Source organism: Lysinibacillus capsici (genome assembly GCF_003367505.1).
GTDB lineage: Bacteria > Bacillota > Bacilli > Bacillales_A > Planococcaceae > Lysinibacillus > Lysinibacillus capsici.
In genome coordinates, this window is the sequence record NZ_PXXX01000019.1 from 166,737 (window position 1) to 180,831 (window position 14,095).

Annotated in this window: 10 protein-coding genes; 4 read left to right on the top strand and 6 right to left on the bottom strand. The window is 36.0% G+C overall.

Annotation, left to right across the window (positions count from 1 at the left end; genetic code table 11):
• Positions 1-17: 17 nt before the first annotated feature.
• Positions 18-1,562 (bottom strand): L-glutamate gamma-semialdehyde dehydrogenase, encoded by a 1,545-nt coding sequence (gene pruA / locus C7B89_RS18025; protein ID WP_066036915.1) that lies wholly within the window; start codon positions 1,560-1,562, stop codon positions 18-20.
• 179 nt (positions 1,563-1,741) lie between these two features.
• Between pruA and C7B89_RS18030 the strand changes: the two genes are divergently transcribed.
• A complete protein-coding gene (locus C7B89_RS18030) occupies positions 1,742-3,079 on the top strand; it encodes an AAA-type ATPase lid domain-containing protein (protein WP_115674230.1) in 1,338 nt (445 codons plus the stop codon).
• Between the two features lie 103 nt (positions 3,080-3,182).
• On the opposite strand, the gene C7B89_RS18035 is transcribed toward C7B89_RS18030, so the two are convergent.
• Positions 3,183-4,157, bottom strand: a complete 975-nt coding sequence (locus C7B89_RS18035) for a proline dehydrogenase family protein (RefSeq protein ID WP_036074906.1) — start codon at positions 4,155-4,157, stop codon at positions 3,183-3,185.
• A 565-nt stretch (positions 4,158-4,722) separates the two neighbouring features.
• On the opposite strand from C7B89_RS18035, the gene C7B89_RS18045 reads away from it, so the two are divergent.
• Positions 4,723-5,322 carry a TetR/AcrR family transcriptional regulator gene (locus C7B89_RS18045; RefSeq protein ID WP_103117447.1) on the top strand — a complete coding sequence of 200 codons (600 nt, stop codon included), beginning with the start codon at positions 4,723-4,725 and terminating at the stop codon, positions 5,320-5,322.
• A gap of 38 nt (positions 5,323-5,360) precedes the next feature.
• Here C7B89_RS18045 and C7B89_RS18050 read toward each other — a convergent pair whose 3' ends face one another.
• Together C7B89_RS18050 and brnQ are read right to left on the bottom strand one after the other, a co-directional pair.
• Positions 5,361-6,728, bottom strand: coding sequence for a S41 family peptidase (locus C7B89_RS18050; protein WP_115674232.1), 1,368 nt, complete (start codon positions 6,726-6,728; stop codon positions 5,361-5,363).
• 181 nt (positions 6,729-6,909) lie between these two features.
• Positions 6,910-8,229, bottom strand: coding sequence for a branched-chain amino acid transport system II carrier protein (gene brnQ, locus C7B89_RS18055; RefSeq protein ID WP_115674233.1), 1,320 nt, complete (start codon positions 8,227-8,229; stop codon positions 6,910-6,912).
• Positions 8,230-8,479: 250 nt separating this feature from the next.
• On the opposite strand from brnQ, the gene C7B89_RS18060 reads away from it, so the two are divergent.
• Positions 8,480-9,373, top strand: coding sequence for a C40 family peptidase (locus tag C7B89_RS18060; RefSeq protein WP_115674234.1), 894 nt, complete (start codon positions 8,480-8,482; stop codon positions 9,371-9,373).
• An 84-nt stretch (positions 9,374-9,457) separates the two neighbouring features.
• Here C7B89_RS18060 and C7B89_RS18065 read toward each other — a convergent pair whose 3' ends face one another.
• Both C7B89_RS18065 and secA2 read right to left on the bottom strand, forming a co-directional pair.
• Positions 9,458-10,354 carry an accessory Sec system S-layer assembly protein gene (locus tag C7B89_RS18065; RefSeq protein ID WP_103117450.1) on the bottom strand — a complete coding sequence of 299 codons (897 nt, stop codon included), beginning with the start codon at positions 10,352-10,354 and terminating at the stop codon, positions 9,458-9,460.
• A complete protein-coding gene (secA2, locus tag C7B89_RS18070; protein WP_115674235.1) occupies positions 10,354-12,717 on the bottom strand; it encodes an accessory Sec system translocase SecA2 in 2,364 nt (787 codons plus the stop codon). Before secA2 ends, C7B89_RS18065 begins: the two co-directional genes overlap by 1 nt.
• A 225-nt stretch (positions 12,718-12,942) precedes the next feature.
• On the opposite strand from secA2, the gene C7B89_RS18075 reads away from it, so the two are divergent.
• On the top strand, positions 12,943-14,010 hold the full coding sequence (locus C7B89_RS18075) for a glycosyltransferase family 4 protein (RefSeq protein WP_004230902.1): 1,068 nt from the start codon (positions 12,943-12,945) through the stop codon (positions 14,008-14,010).
• Positions 14,011-14,095: the final 85 nt, after the last annotated feature.

A 14,095-nucleotide genomic window follows, 5' to 3' on the forward strand; every position in this document is an offset into this window, starting at 1 on the left:
TTTTATTGAAGTAAAAATTAAAGCATTTCTGAAGTTGTTTTTGCTTGCATATGCAGCTGTAGGTAGTCTGGGCCACCTGCTTTTGAATCTGTACCTGACATGTTGAAGCCACCAAATGGTTGGTAACCTACGATTGCACCTGTACAGCCACGGTTGAAGTAAAGGTTTCCTACATGGAATTCTTCACGTGCTTTTTCTAGGTTCATACGATTTGTTGTGATAACAGCGCCTGTTAAACCGTATTCTGTATCGTTTGCAATTTCAATCGCATGGTCGAAATCTTTTGCTTTTGCAATGGCTACCACTGGTCCGAAGATTTCTTCCTTCATAATACGAGCAGAAGGATCTACGTCCGCGAATACAGTTGGTTGTACGAAGTAGCCGACTGAATCGTCTGCTGTACCACCAGCTACTAAACGACCTTCGCCTTTACCGATTTCGATGTACTCTGTAATTTTATTGAATGCTGCTTGGTCAATTACTGTTGCCATGAAGTTGCTGTAATCAGTTGGGTCACCCACTGTTAAAGCGTTTGTTAACTCTTCTACGCGATTTACCACTTGCTCATATACATCTTCTACGATGACAGCACGAGAACATGCTGAACATTTTTGACCTGAGAAACCAAATGCTGATTTTACGATGGATTGTGCAGCTAATTCTAAATCTGCTTCTTTATCCACTACGATTGTATCTTTACCGCCCATTTCAGCGATGACACGTTTAATCCAAATTTGGCCTTCGTTTAATACAGATGCACGTTGGTTGATACGTAAGCCAACATCACGTGAACCTGTGAAGCTGATGAAGCGTGTTTTTGGATGATCGACTAAGTAGTCACCTACTTCAGCACCAGAACCTGGTACGAAGTTCACCGCACCTGCTGGAAGACCAGCTTCTTCTAATACTTCGATAAATTTATACGCTACAACTGGCGTTGTAGAAGCTGGTTTTAATAACACTGTGTTCCCTGTTACTAAAGCAGCTACTGTTGTCCCAGCCATGATTGCAAATGGGAAGTTCCAAGGAGAAATGACAATACCGATTCCTAATGGAATGTAGTCATAACGATTATATTCACCTGGACGGCTTTCGACTGGCTGACCGTTTTTAATGCGTAGCATTTGGCGACCATAGTATTCCATGAAGTCGATTGCTTCCGCTGTATCTGCATCAGCCTCTGCCCATGGTTTCCCGGCTTCTTTTGTTAATAAAGCTGAGAATTCATGTTTACGACGACGAACGATTGCTGCCGCTTTGAAAAGAACGTCCGCACGAATGGCTGGATCAACTTTTTTCCATGTTTTGAATGTTTCATCTGCCGCTTGCATCGCTTTTTCAGCTAAATCTTTGCTTGCTTTTGAAACGCGACCAATGACTTCTGTTTTCTTTGCAGGATTGTACGAAACGATTTTATCTTCTGTTGTAATGCGCTCGCCACCAATAATTAGTGGGTAGTCTTGACCTAAGTAACCTTCAACTTTATTTAAAGCCTCTACATAAGCATTGTAGTTTGCCTCTTGTGAAAAATCTGTGAATGGTTCGTGTTTGTATGGAATCATGTCAGTTTCCTCCCAGGTATAAGTAGTGCCAAATGATTATGCACCTTTTAAGATTGTGTTAATTATATAATGCAATATAATTTGGCATTAATCAACTCAAATTTTAAAACTTTTTTAATTTTTGCATCTGCTTTTCATATTGGTGTTAGAATAAGCTTAATGGACTACAGGAGGACAAAATGGATAACAATGTACTACTAAGTATTTATAAATACGTCATTGAAAAAGGCGATATGGGAATTTGCGTTGTAGACACAGAGGGCAAATTGCTTATATACAATAAAAAAATGAGAGAATTAGAAGGCGTTAATGAGGATGAATTTGAGGAGAGGCGAGCCTTAGAGATTATTGATTTTGAAATCGAAAAAAGCGATATTTATAAGGTCCTCAGCTCTGAAACGCCAGTGTACAATATAAAAAAAACGTATTGGAATAAAAAAAATCAAGAAGTGACCTACATAAGCAATATTTATCCGTTGCACTATGAAGGCTCTTTAATAGGCGCTGTGGAATTTGCCCGAGATATTACACAGCTTGAATACATGATGTATCAGCCATTGAGAAGGTATGGCGCTCCATTGACATTTGACATTATCACGGCTGTATCACCAGTCATGAAGGATGTCATTGAAAAAGCAAAAATTGTGGCACTAAGTAGAATGCCTGTTGTGTTAATAGGGGAATCAGGTACTGGGATTGATATGGTTGCAGAGGGAATACATCATGATCTAAAGGTACAAAATGATATGTTTATTGCTTTAATTTGCCGTCGAGATGAGAAAACGGTATTAAAACAATTTGAAAAATATATTGTGGAAAAGGAGAAAATAACCTTCTTTGCTGAGCGCATTGAATATTTATCTTTAGAAGCACAAGAAAAGATTGTTGAACTTTTTAATAATCATCCTAATCATCAGCATGTTTTAATTGCTAGTGTTGGCAAAGATCCAATTGATTTGATTCAAAAGCATGAGCTATCCAAAAAGCTTTACAGACTTTTTTCAGGTATTACGATTTATGTACCTCCTTTACGAGAAAGAAAAGAAGATATTATGCCCTTTATCGATGATTATTTCAAAAGACATCGTGATAGCTTTGGCTCATCTATTCACGGGCTTTCAGAAGAAGTACGAGATACCTTTTTAAAATATGATTGGCCAGGAAATTTAAAGGAATTAGAAGTCCTGCTGGATGAAATAACCTCATTAATCACCAATGAAACGATAGTTGAATCACATATGCTGCCAGTGCATTTCAAATGGAAAATCCAAAGCTCTTGTGAGGAGACGGAAAAAGAGGTTTCTACGAGTGACTTGTTTGTCATTAAAAATCAACAGGATATTCGACCATTAGATGTCTATATGAAAGAGGTAGAGGAGTACTATATCTCGAAGGCGTTGGACTTTCATCAAGGCAATATCTCCAAAACGGCTGCTGCGTTGGGGATTCGTCGACAAAGTTTACAGTATCGAGTTAAAAACTATAAGCTCAATAAAAAAAGCGAAAACATTGATTAACAATGTTTTCGCTTTTTTGGATAGTTTCCCGAAAGTGAAGGATAGAACGATCTAACTGAAGGATAAAAACACAAAACTGATGGATAGCTTCAAGCTTGTATAATTATTTTCCTTTTTTCGAAAGGCGACCAAGCGCAAATGCAGCTGCTCCTAAGCCAATTGCCATGTTCGTTTTTTTGTTAAACACTTGTTTTGTCACAAGTGCAACATTTTGTGGACGCTCAGCTAAACGACGCATAAAGTAACCGTACCAGTCATTACCGAATGGTAGGTATGTGCAGAAATTATAACCTTCACGAGCAAGGTCTAGCTGCATTTCTTTACGGAAACCATATAGCATTTGGAATTCGAATTTTTCATTTGGAATATTATGTTGCTTCACAAATTGTTTTACATGGTTGATCACATTATGATCGTGTGTCGCAATCGAAGTAAATTTACCATGTAGCAAATGATATTCAATTAGTTTTAAGTAATTATGGTCAATATCAGTTTTAGATTGATAAGCCACATTTTCAGGTTCTTTATAAGCACCTTTTACAATACGTAAGCGGAAGTTTTTATATTTCTCAATATTTTCCTCTGATTCGAAGAAGTAAGCTTGAATAACTGTCCCTACGTTATCATACTCTTTGTGTAATTCCTCTAATAATTCAAAAGAGCTATGTAAACGCTCGTAGTTTTCCATATCGAAATTCACGAAAATATTATATTGATGTGCAAGAGCTACGATTTCTTTTAAGTTTTCATAGCAAAATGCGTAATCAATATCTAAACCTAATTGTGAAGGTTTAAGAGAGATGTGTGCATCAAGCTGTTCATCATGAATAGCTTGTACAACAGCTAAAATGTTATTTTTGGCAGCAGTTGCCTCTGATTTTTCGTAGACGAACTCGCCTAGATTATCGACTGTACAAGAAATATTGGCCTTGTTTAATTCTTTAATCGATTGCACAACTTCTGGTAAACTTGTGCCAGCAACAACACTTTGAGCACCCATTTTTAAACCATATTTTTGTGCAGCGCTGTTTAATAATTTGTTCTCTGATAAGTAAATGAAAAAGTCACGTAATACCATCATATGCCTCCAAAAATGAAAATTTTAAATTCTTGGCGATTATAACACTTTTTTTGAAAAGTAAAATGGTTTGATTTTCAGAAAAAAATTTTTCGAAGCCAGTTAGTGAGATAAAACTATTGCAGTCATTGACTTTTTCATGATAAAAATTTAAATTAAAAAATTTTTTCAAAAAAAAAGGACTTTTCAAAATAAAAGATTTGCTTTATGTTAATTAGTATATGTCTAAATTTGCGAATATGTATAATATTGGACTTTTCGAGAGTGAATTACTTGAATGGCATGATAGTATTTCAGAATTATTTATATTTTAATATAATTTATTAGTGGGTATTCTTAGAAGTGATTCTTAGATATCCGCTTTTTCATTTTTCAATTTAAATATCATATTAATAGTAGTTTATAGTAAAAAAAAACAGGGTGTATTATAATAAAATGGTATATAATCAAGATTAAATTATGTACGTTTTGTGAATTTGTAGTTACTTTTGATTTAGAATAGTGTGTCTATATAAGCAATACAAAAGGGAATATGACTACTCTAAACTAAGATAAGGTGGAAAGTATGGCAAGAGGCAGAAAATTTAATTCAAATGGCGAACAAAGTAAACAACTATTACTTGAAAAAGCGATAGAGCTATTTTCTGATAAAGGTTATCATCACACAAAAATTAGTGACATTGTAAAGGCTGCCAATGTAACTCAGCCTACTTTTTATCTCTATTTTAAAAGCAAGGATGCCCTTTATAACGATTTGAATGCGCAATTTCAAAGCGGATTCTTGGCAGTAATGAATAGTAAATCAACTGACATTATTGAATATGGATTACAGGGTTTTATCACGCTCTTAGAGCAAAAGTTATTGAACTTGTTTGTATACATAATTGAAAATCCTGAATTAACAAAAATAGGTTTTATTGAATCCAAGCAAGCACATTTGGTGAAAAACCAAATGACACAGCAATTGATCCACCTTATTTATCTGCATGATTGTGACAAAGATCTACAATTGTATAGTGTGGATATAAAAATCATGATAGATAGTTTAGTAGGCTCAATAGAAAGACTCATCATTACGAATTTATTAGAAGAAAAAAGGTTACCTGCAGAACTTGCAAATGATATTGTACAATTATATTTTTGGAAAACCAAAGAAGTGATATAAAAAACTGCCATCGATACTTATTATCGATGACAGTTTTTTTAATTGCTTATTCTTATATGCTGATAGTAGCCTTTTTGATCTTTGCTCTTTGGGTGAATAAGTAGCATATATTCCTGATTTGGTGATAAAGCACTCTTAGGTGTAACAGTTAATGTACGACCTTCAATTTTAACTGCTACGGGTACTTCCTTAGCTCCTAAAGCAGCCAGTTGAATGTTACTTTTAGCAATTTGAGAAGTAAGCCCAGCAGGAATTTTTACTGTAAATTTTTGTGTATCAGCAATATTTTTTACCGTGGAAAGTTGTTTATATTTAGGATATTTCTCCTTCAATGCATCATAATGTGCCTGGAAAATAGGTGCTGTTGTGGTTTGAACATTTGGCTTAACGCCTACTTCATGAATAGTATGACCCGCAGGACCTGTAAATTTACCAACTGTAAGCTTTAAATAGCTTCCATCCTGTAATGTGTAAAAGCCTTGCATAGCGCCTTTCCCATAGGTTGTTTCTCCGTATAAAATAGCAGCTTTCTGGTCTTTCAATGATGCGGAAAGCATTTCAGAAGCACTGGCACTATAGCGGTTTACAAGAATACGGGTATCTTTAGGAAACTTTGTATCTTGTTGAACTGCTGGGATGGTATAAGAGTTATGTGCTTCTTCTAATAAATACGCAACTTTAGCAGATTGGAATAATCCTGTTAGTTCTTCAGCTGTTGTCACATAACCTCCACCATTATTTTGTAAATCTAAGATGAACGATGTTGCACCACGTTTTTTTAAGTCTATCAGCGCATTTTTAACAAGCTGTGCACCATCCTCTGAAAAGGAAGCCAACGAAATATAGCCCACATTTCCAAATAGCAGGTCAGTTTGTACATTTGGTAATGTGAATTTTTTACGTGTAATAGTTTTGGTAGTTTTTGAACTGTCACTATTCTTTAATGTAACCTCCACCTTAGTCCCTTCATTGCCGATTAAAAGGGAAGTGGCCTCTTGTGTAGAACGCCCGATAATGGATTCACCATTAACCCCAATGATGATATCTCCAGCCTGAACACCAGCCTCAAATGCCCCACTGCCTTCGATTACTTGTAAAATATGAATTCCATCTTCGTGTTCTTCAATCACCACACCTATACCTATAGTAGATAGGTTGATGCTATTCATATAATTTTCAAATTCTTGCTTAGTGAAGTAGGTTGAGTAAGGATCAAGCATACTCATGATTTCTGAGATGGATGTAGCCTTCTCTAAATTTCCATTAATTGTTCCAACGTAAGTATCTTTCACAATCTCCTTAATTTCCTTAATAAGCTGTTGATCATTTTCAGCAGCGTGAGTAGTTGTAAAAGGGAGAAGGAAGAAACCTAGAACAAATACGAATGACCATATTAACTTTTTCATTGGACACCTCTTTTCTAGAACTCAAAATAGAATGTATCATTATTAGGTATTAAATGGATGGTTACATTATGCAATTGAGTATCTGATTTTTATTATACATGAAGCCATCGCTATAGTGGTGGACTTATATGAGATAGAAAAAGAATCTACTTGTCGCTATGGGCAAGTAGATTCTTGTAAATTATTTTTTTATCACTTTATGAATAATAAAACCAATTGATGCGCCAACAATAGCTGGTAAAAGCCATCCTAAATTTTGCTCATACATTGGCAATGCTTTCAGAATTGTTTCATAAGGCGTAATTTCAACTTTCATTTGTTTTAAGCCATCATATAGACTGACAAGGAAAGTTGGAACGAGCGCTAAAATATAAACAATTTGTCCACCTTTAAAGAAGTGATCTGCTAGTGACAAGACCATCAATACCATAGCTAAAGGATAAATGATTAAAAGTACAGGTAGTGATGCACTAATTATTGTTGAAAGTCCCACATTTGTAATAGCTGTACTAAAAATAGTAAAGACAACTAAAAAAGTTTTATATGAAATTTGAGGGAATAGCTTATGGAAAAATTGTGCATTAGCAGTTAATAAACCAACAGCTGTGGATATACAAGCTAGTAAAATAGTCGCAGACAAAATAATACTTCCAAGGCTTCCAAAGAGCACCTCAGCTGATTTTGCAATAATATTTCCGCCATTATCAGAAATACCGATTGCATTGATACTTGTATTACCAATATGCCCTAGAGAGATATAGACAAAGGATAAACCTATTGCAGCAACGACCCCCGCAAAAATCGTTGTTTTTACTTGTTTTCTCGTATCTTTCATACCCATATCACGCAAGGCCTGTAAAATGACGATACCAAAAACAAGAGCACTTAGAACGTCCATCGTTAAGTAACCTTGTACAAAGCCTTCAGCTAAAGGTGACACTTTATAGTTACCTACGGCTTCTCCTGGTTCTCCCATAGGAGAGATAAAACTTTTAACAGCAAGCAATAAAATAACAAAAAGCAGGGCAGGTGTTAAAATTTTACCTACACGATCAACGAGCTTCGAAGGATTAATAGATAAATATAGAATTAACGTGAAAAACAAAATAGATGTGATAAAAAGTGGTGCCCAATGATCACTCATACCTTCAGAGAGAAATGGCGCAATGCCTATTTCATAGGACACAGATCCAGTACGTGGTACAGCAAAGAACGGTCCAATTGCTAAGTAGACAATGGAGGTGAAAATCACCCCAAAAGCAGGACTAACACGGTTAGCGAGAAGTTGTAAATCGCCTCCTGCTTTGGCAACAGCAACAATCGCTAATAGTGGTAGACCAACACCTGTTATAAGGAAACCAATCATGGCTACAGTGATGTTTTCACCTGCTTGTTGGCCTAATAATGGTGGGAAAATAATATTACCAGCACCCAAGAACAAGGCAAATAGTAGTAATCCTACTGCTAAATTTCCTTTGATGAAATGCAAGATGTTTTTCATAAGTATAATAACTCCTTTAAGATTGAAAAGCTAAAACTTTCTAAAAATTTTAAATACAGAAGTGTATGTTATCATAGGAACACTAATCTTGCAATGAAAATAGTATTTCAATATAGTCGGATTTCGTCGTATTCTATAAGTTTCCTATAATGTTTGAAAAATAGTCAGTTTTTCCGATTTTTCATGCAATAGTTATCTAGTATGATAGACACACAAGGGAATATTCTAGCACGAACGGAGGCACTTTGGTATGCAAAAGACAAAAAAATGGAGAATTCTTGTTCTAAGTACTTTAGCAACTTCATTTTTAGCATTACAAACAGCAGAAGCAGCAACATATACTGTACAAAAAGGAGATACTTTAACGAAAATCGCCCAAAATCATCAAGTCACGATAGGGGATATTATGAAGTGGAATAATCTATCGAAAGATACGATTTATGTAGCTCAAAAGCTTGAGATTCCAAAACATTCAACGAATGAGGGAGTAAAGCCCGCCACTCCATCAACATCTGAAAAACCAGCAACTAGTTCTCATACAGTAGTAAAGGGTGACACATTATCAAAAATTGCAAAGCTATATAATGTGACAATTAAGGATATAATGGATTGGAATAAGCTTGAAAGAGACACAATTTTTGTTGGACAAGTATTGAAGCTTTCTTCAGCCGCAGTGATACCCGGTGGTGAGACTATACATAATAATGTGACTTCAGGTACGGGCACTCCATCAAAAGTAACTGCGAAAGATCCTACAGCTAATGGACAAGCGATATATAACAAAACCGTTGAAGTTGCCAATACATTGGTTGGAACACCCTATCTATACGGTGGAAATACACCTGTAGGGCTTGATTGCAGTGGCTTTATTTTTTATGCCTTTAATCAAGGTGGTTTAAAAATAGGAAGAGCAAGCAGTGAGGGCTATTTTTACGGTAATACTACCCATGTAGAAAATCCAGTACCTGGCGATTTAGTGTTCTTTGAGAATACGTATAAAGAAGGTATTTCTCATATGGGAATTTATCTCGGAGATAATAAATTCATTCATGCGGGGACAGATGGTGTAGAAGTTTCGGATGTTACGTACTCTTACTGGTCTTCTAAATTAGTAGCCTACAAACGTTTTGATAATGTGAAATAAAAAGTAGCGATTTTTGCCTAGGCAAAAATCGCTTTTTGTTTTAACAAAACCCTCTTTCTACTAAAAAAGAAAGGGGGATTTAGGTTATTGTGTTACACGAGCTGTCCAACGAGAAAGGTCAGCGTCTTTAGCATCAACAAGCTCTGCTGGGAAAATAAATGTCCAAGGCTTTGTGGAGTTTGGTTGGACAGTTAAGATTGGATCCATTTTAAAGGAACCTTTGGCAATTTGTTTACCTGTAGCATCGACAATTTCTAATGGTAATTGTTCTAGATTGATTGCTTTATTATGTCCATTACGAATAAAGATAGATACGTTTAAATTACCATTGTCAGCTAGTTTGGCCTGTAAACCTGTGAAATTCACTTCTGTCTCACCTAGCTTTGGTAATGTTTTAACGATTTTCTCAAGTTCTTCTTTTTGTTCTGCTGGTAACTGTTTTTCCCATGACGGATCTAATTCTAATTGATGACCGCGAAGGGAAACAAGATTAAAGGCAATTTTCCAGCCATCTTCAGGAACTTCATCTACTTTAATTGTAGACTCTTCAAATTCAAATACCCATGGACGAGCACTTTCTGCTGGGATTGTACCAAGTGCTTTAAAATCGAATTTTTTAGATGCAACAAGCTCATCATTTTTATCCATAATGAAAAGCTCAATTTCACCTAGCTCAATAGCTTGAGGTAGAGAGGAACGGAAAAATGCACGAACTAACCATTTTCCACCTCGACCTTCTTCAATACTAATTGAAGAAAGCGATAATTGATTTGGTTTCAACGGCTCTAGCTCATTCGCTAGGAAGTTAAAAATGTATTTTTGCTCTTGTGGGACATCCCATTCAGGATGGAATGATAACTTTGTTTCCACATCGCGATTATCACCTGTATTTTTCGTTGTATTCCCTAGTAAATCTTTTGAGTCAATTGTGTTTTCCTGAACAACTTTATCTGATTTTTTAAAAAATGAAAATAAGCCCATTATTGTTCCTCCTGTTGTGCCTCAACTGTTTTCATGAAGCCTGTAATTTCTATAATAATAGAACGACGTAATTCTTGGAAATTTTTACCGAATAATTCTAGCCCTTCACGTTGGTAAATTCGCATTGGATCTTCTTGCTGATAATGACGTAGACCGATTCCTTCTTTTAAATGCGTCATGGCCTCTAAATGCTTAATCCAGCCGCTATCAATATGGCTAAGCATAATTTGAGGAAGTACTTCTATGACTCTTTCGTTTTCAGCGAATGTCTCCATGCGATCAAGCAGTTCTTGTTCAGAAGGTTGAATTTCAGCAAGAATTTGTTTTGTTTTTCCTATTTCTCGGTTGATTGAAACAGGTGTGATGAATAATGAGTTAAGCGCATTCTCCATTTGTTCGTAATCCCATTCAATTGGAGATACATCTTCTGGCGCGGCGTCATGAACAGCAAAATCAACTGTTTCACGTAGCATTTTCTTCAGTTCACCCATTAAATCTTCACCAGCTAAAATTTTGTCGCGAAGTCCATAAAGAACGGTACGTTGGTCATTGATAACATCGTCTAATTTTAGGTTATATTCCCGCATGCCATATTGGGAACCTTCAACAATTCGTTGTGTTCGGTCAATAAGCTCTTGAACCTCTTTATTTTGAATAATACCCTGATCATCTACAATCATTTTTGCAGAGAATTTTTCTACTTCTTCTTTTGCGTAACGGCGGAACATATCATCTTCAATAGAGAGAATGAAGCGACTTTCGCCTACATCACCTTGACGGCCTGAACGCCCACGTAGCTGATTGTCTACACGACGGCTTTCATGCTTTTCTGTCCCAATTACATATAAACCACCAAGCTCGTGTACATCCTCACCTAACATGATATCCGTACCACGACCAGCCATGTTTGTCGCTACTGTAATACGACCTTTTTGACCTGCCTGTGAAATAAGTTCAACTTCTTGTTCAACTGTTTTTGCATTAAGTAATTGGAATGTTAATTTTTCCTTTTTCAGATAGTCAGCTACAGTTTCAGACTGTAAAATTGATGTTGTCCCAATTAAAATTGGCTGACCTTTTTCATGACGTTTTTTAACCTCTGCTGTAACATACTTATATTTTGCTTCCTGTGTGTTAAAAATAAGATCAGGCTGATCAATACGCTTACGCGGACGGTTTGTTGGGATTTGCACAACTTCCATGCCATATACTTCGCGAATTTCTTTTTCCTGTGTTTTCGCTGTACCCGTCATCCCGGAAAGCTTTGGATACATACGGAAATAGTTTTGAATTGTGACCTGGGCCATTGATTTATTTTCATCTGTAATCGTTACGCCTTCTTTAGCTTCAATCGCTTGATGTAAGCCATCAGAAAGTGAACGACCTTCTAAAATACGACCTGTAAACATATCAACAAGCTCGATTTTGTCTTCTTTGACAATGTAATCAACATCGCGCTTAAACATCACATGTGCACGTACTGCTTGGATTACGTAATGGAAGAGTGTTTGGTGTTCTAAGTCATATAAATTATCGATATTGAAGGCAGCCTCAACCTTTTCAATACCTTTATCCGTTAGAGAAGTAGCCTTTGTTTCATCGTCAAAGTCATAATCTTCATCTTTCTTGAATCGTTTCGCTAACATAGCAGCAATTCGGTGTAATTCTTCGTTGGAAGGCATTTTACCTGCGATAATTAAAGGTGTTTTCGCTTCGTCGATTAATACACTATCCACTTCATCAATAATGGCGAAGTGATAAGGACGTTGCACTTTATCTGCAAGGCTATAAGCCATATTATCGCGTAAATAATCGAAACCAAACTCAGTACCAACACCATATGTAATATCGGCATTATAAGCTTCTTTTTTCGCATCAGCTTCCATCATCGGTACATTTAAACCAACAGTTAAGCCAAGGAAACGATGAATTTGACCGACTAGCTCATAGTCACGCTTTGCTAGGTAATCATTAACTGTGATGACATGAACACCTTTACCTTCTAATGCACGTACATAAGAGGGAAGGGAGGCAACTAGAGTTTTACCTTCACCTGTTGGCATTTCAGCAATATTGCCTTCAGTTAATACCAGGCCACCGATAAGCTGGACATCAAAATGACGCATTCCTAATACACGCTTTGAGGCTTCGCGTACAACAGCAAATGCGTCCGGGATGATCGATGTAAGAGGCTCACCTTGTTCTAATTGATCTTTGAAAATAAAAGTCATTTCTCGTAATTCGGCATCTGACTTGTTAACATATTTTTCTTCAAGATTGTTAATTTGATCTACTATTTTGTAGTAGCGTTTTAATTGACGAGCACTAGTTTGCTCTTTATTACTTTTGAAAATTGAGAACATGAAATATACGCTCCTTTAAAGTTGTCTACATGCTAGACACTCCATTATTCTATCAAATTTTGCGAATGGTGACTACATTTGACTGTATAGGAATCTATTAATGCTAAAATGTACAAAATATTTGTGAAATCGTGGAAAATGTTTAGAAAAAGTATATTTCAATGCTTGTTCATGCTATAATCAATTTGGATTTCAATGTAGATTATATATTTGAGGAGGAGAGACATGCTTTACGTGTCTTTAATAGCAGCGTTCGTTGCATCCATTTTGTTAACTCCATTAGTGAAACGTTTAGCGTTTAGAATAGGTGCAGTTGATGCACCAAACTATCGAAAAGTACATGCTCGAATTATGCCAAGACTTGGCGGTTTAGCCATTTTCCTTGCCTTTATTATTGGCGTGACGATTTTATACTCATTTTTAGTTCATACAAAACATGGTAGTAATGAGGCTTTATTAGCTATCATTATTGGTGCTTGTATAATCGTAATCACAGGTGTTATTGATGATATGCGTGAGATTTCTGCTAAAGCAAAAATGCTTGGTCAGCTAGTTGCTGCACTGATTGTTGTTTTTGTAGGTGGTATTGAAATTGAAATGGTTAATCTACCTTTCTTAGGTACATTAGACTTTGGTTTATTGAGTATTCCATTAACGATTATTTGGATCATCGGTATTACGAATGCCATTAATTTAATTGACGGCCTAGATGGTCTAGCTGCAGGTGTTTCTACGATTGCACTGATTACATTAGCTGTCATGGCATTTATCATGAGCAATGTGTTTGTTTTAGCGTTAGCAGCCATTTTAGCTGTAGCTTCACTTGGTTTCTTATTTTATAATTTCCACCCAGCAAAAATCTTTATGGGTGATACAGGGGCATTGTTCCTAGGATTTATGATCTCTGTGTTAGCGTTACTTGGTTTTAAAAATATTACATTCGTAGCTTTAATCATCCCAATTATTATCCTTGGTGTTCCGATTTCGGATACATTCTTTGCCATTGTTCGTCGTGTCCGCATGAAGAAGAAATGGTCTGACCCAGATAAATCACATTTACACCATCGATTACTCGATATGGGCTTTACACATCGACAAACAGTCCTAATTATCTACGGAATTGCAGTAATGTTTGGATTAGCAGCTATCATTTTCTCTATGGCAAAGGTTTGGGGAGCTATATTACTTGTAGCGGTCATCCTAACAGCTATTGAAATCTTTGTAGAGGTCATCGGATTGGCTGGTAAAAACTATAAACCATTATTAAATTTTGTACGGATATTTAGTAAATAAAATATAAGCAATCATACAATTTGTATGATTGCTTTTTTGTTGTTAAATAGGGTTACTATTAAAGTTAGACACTGAGAAACTCTTT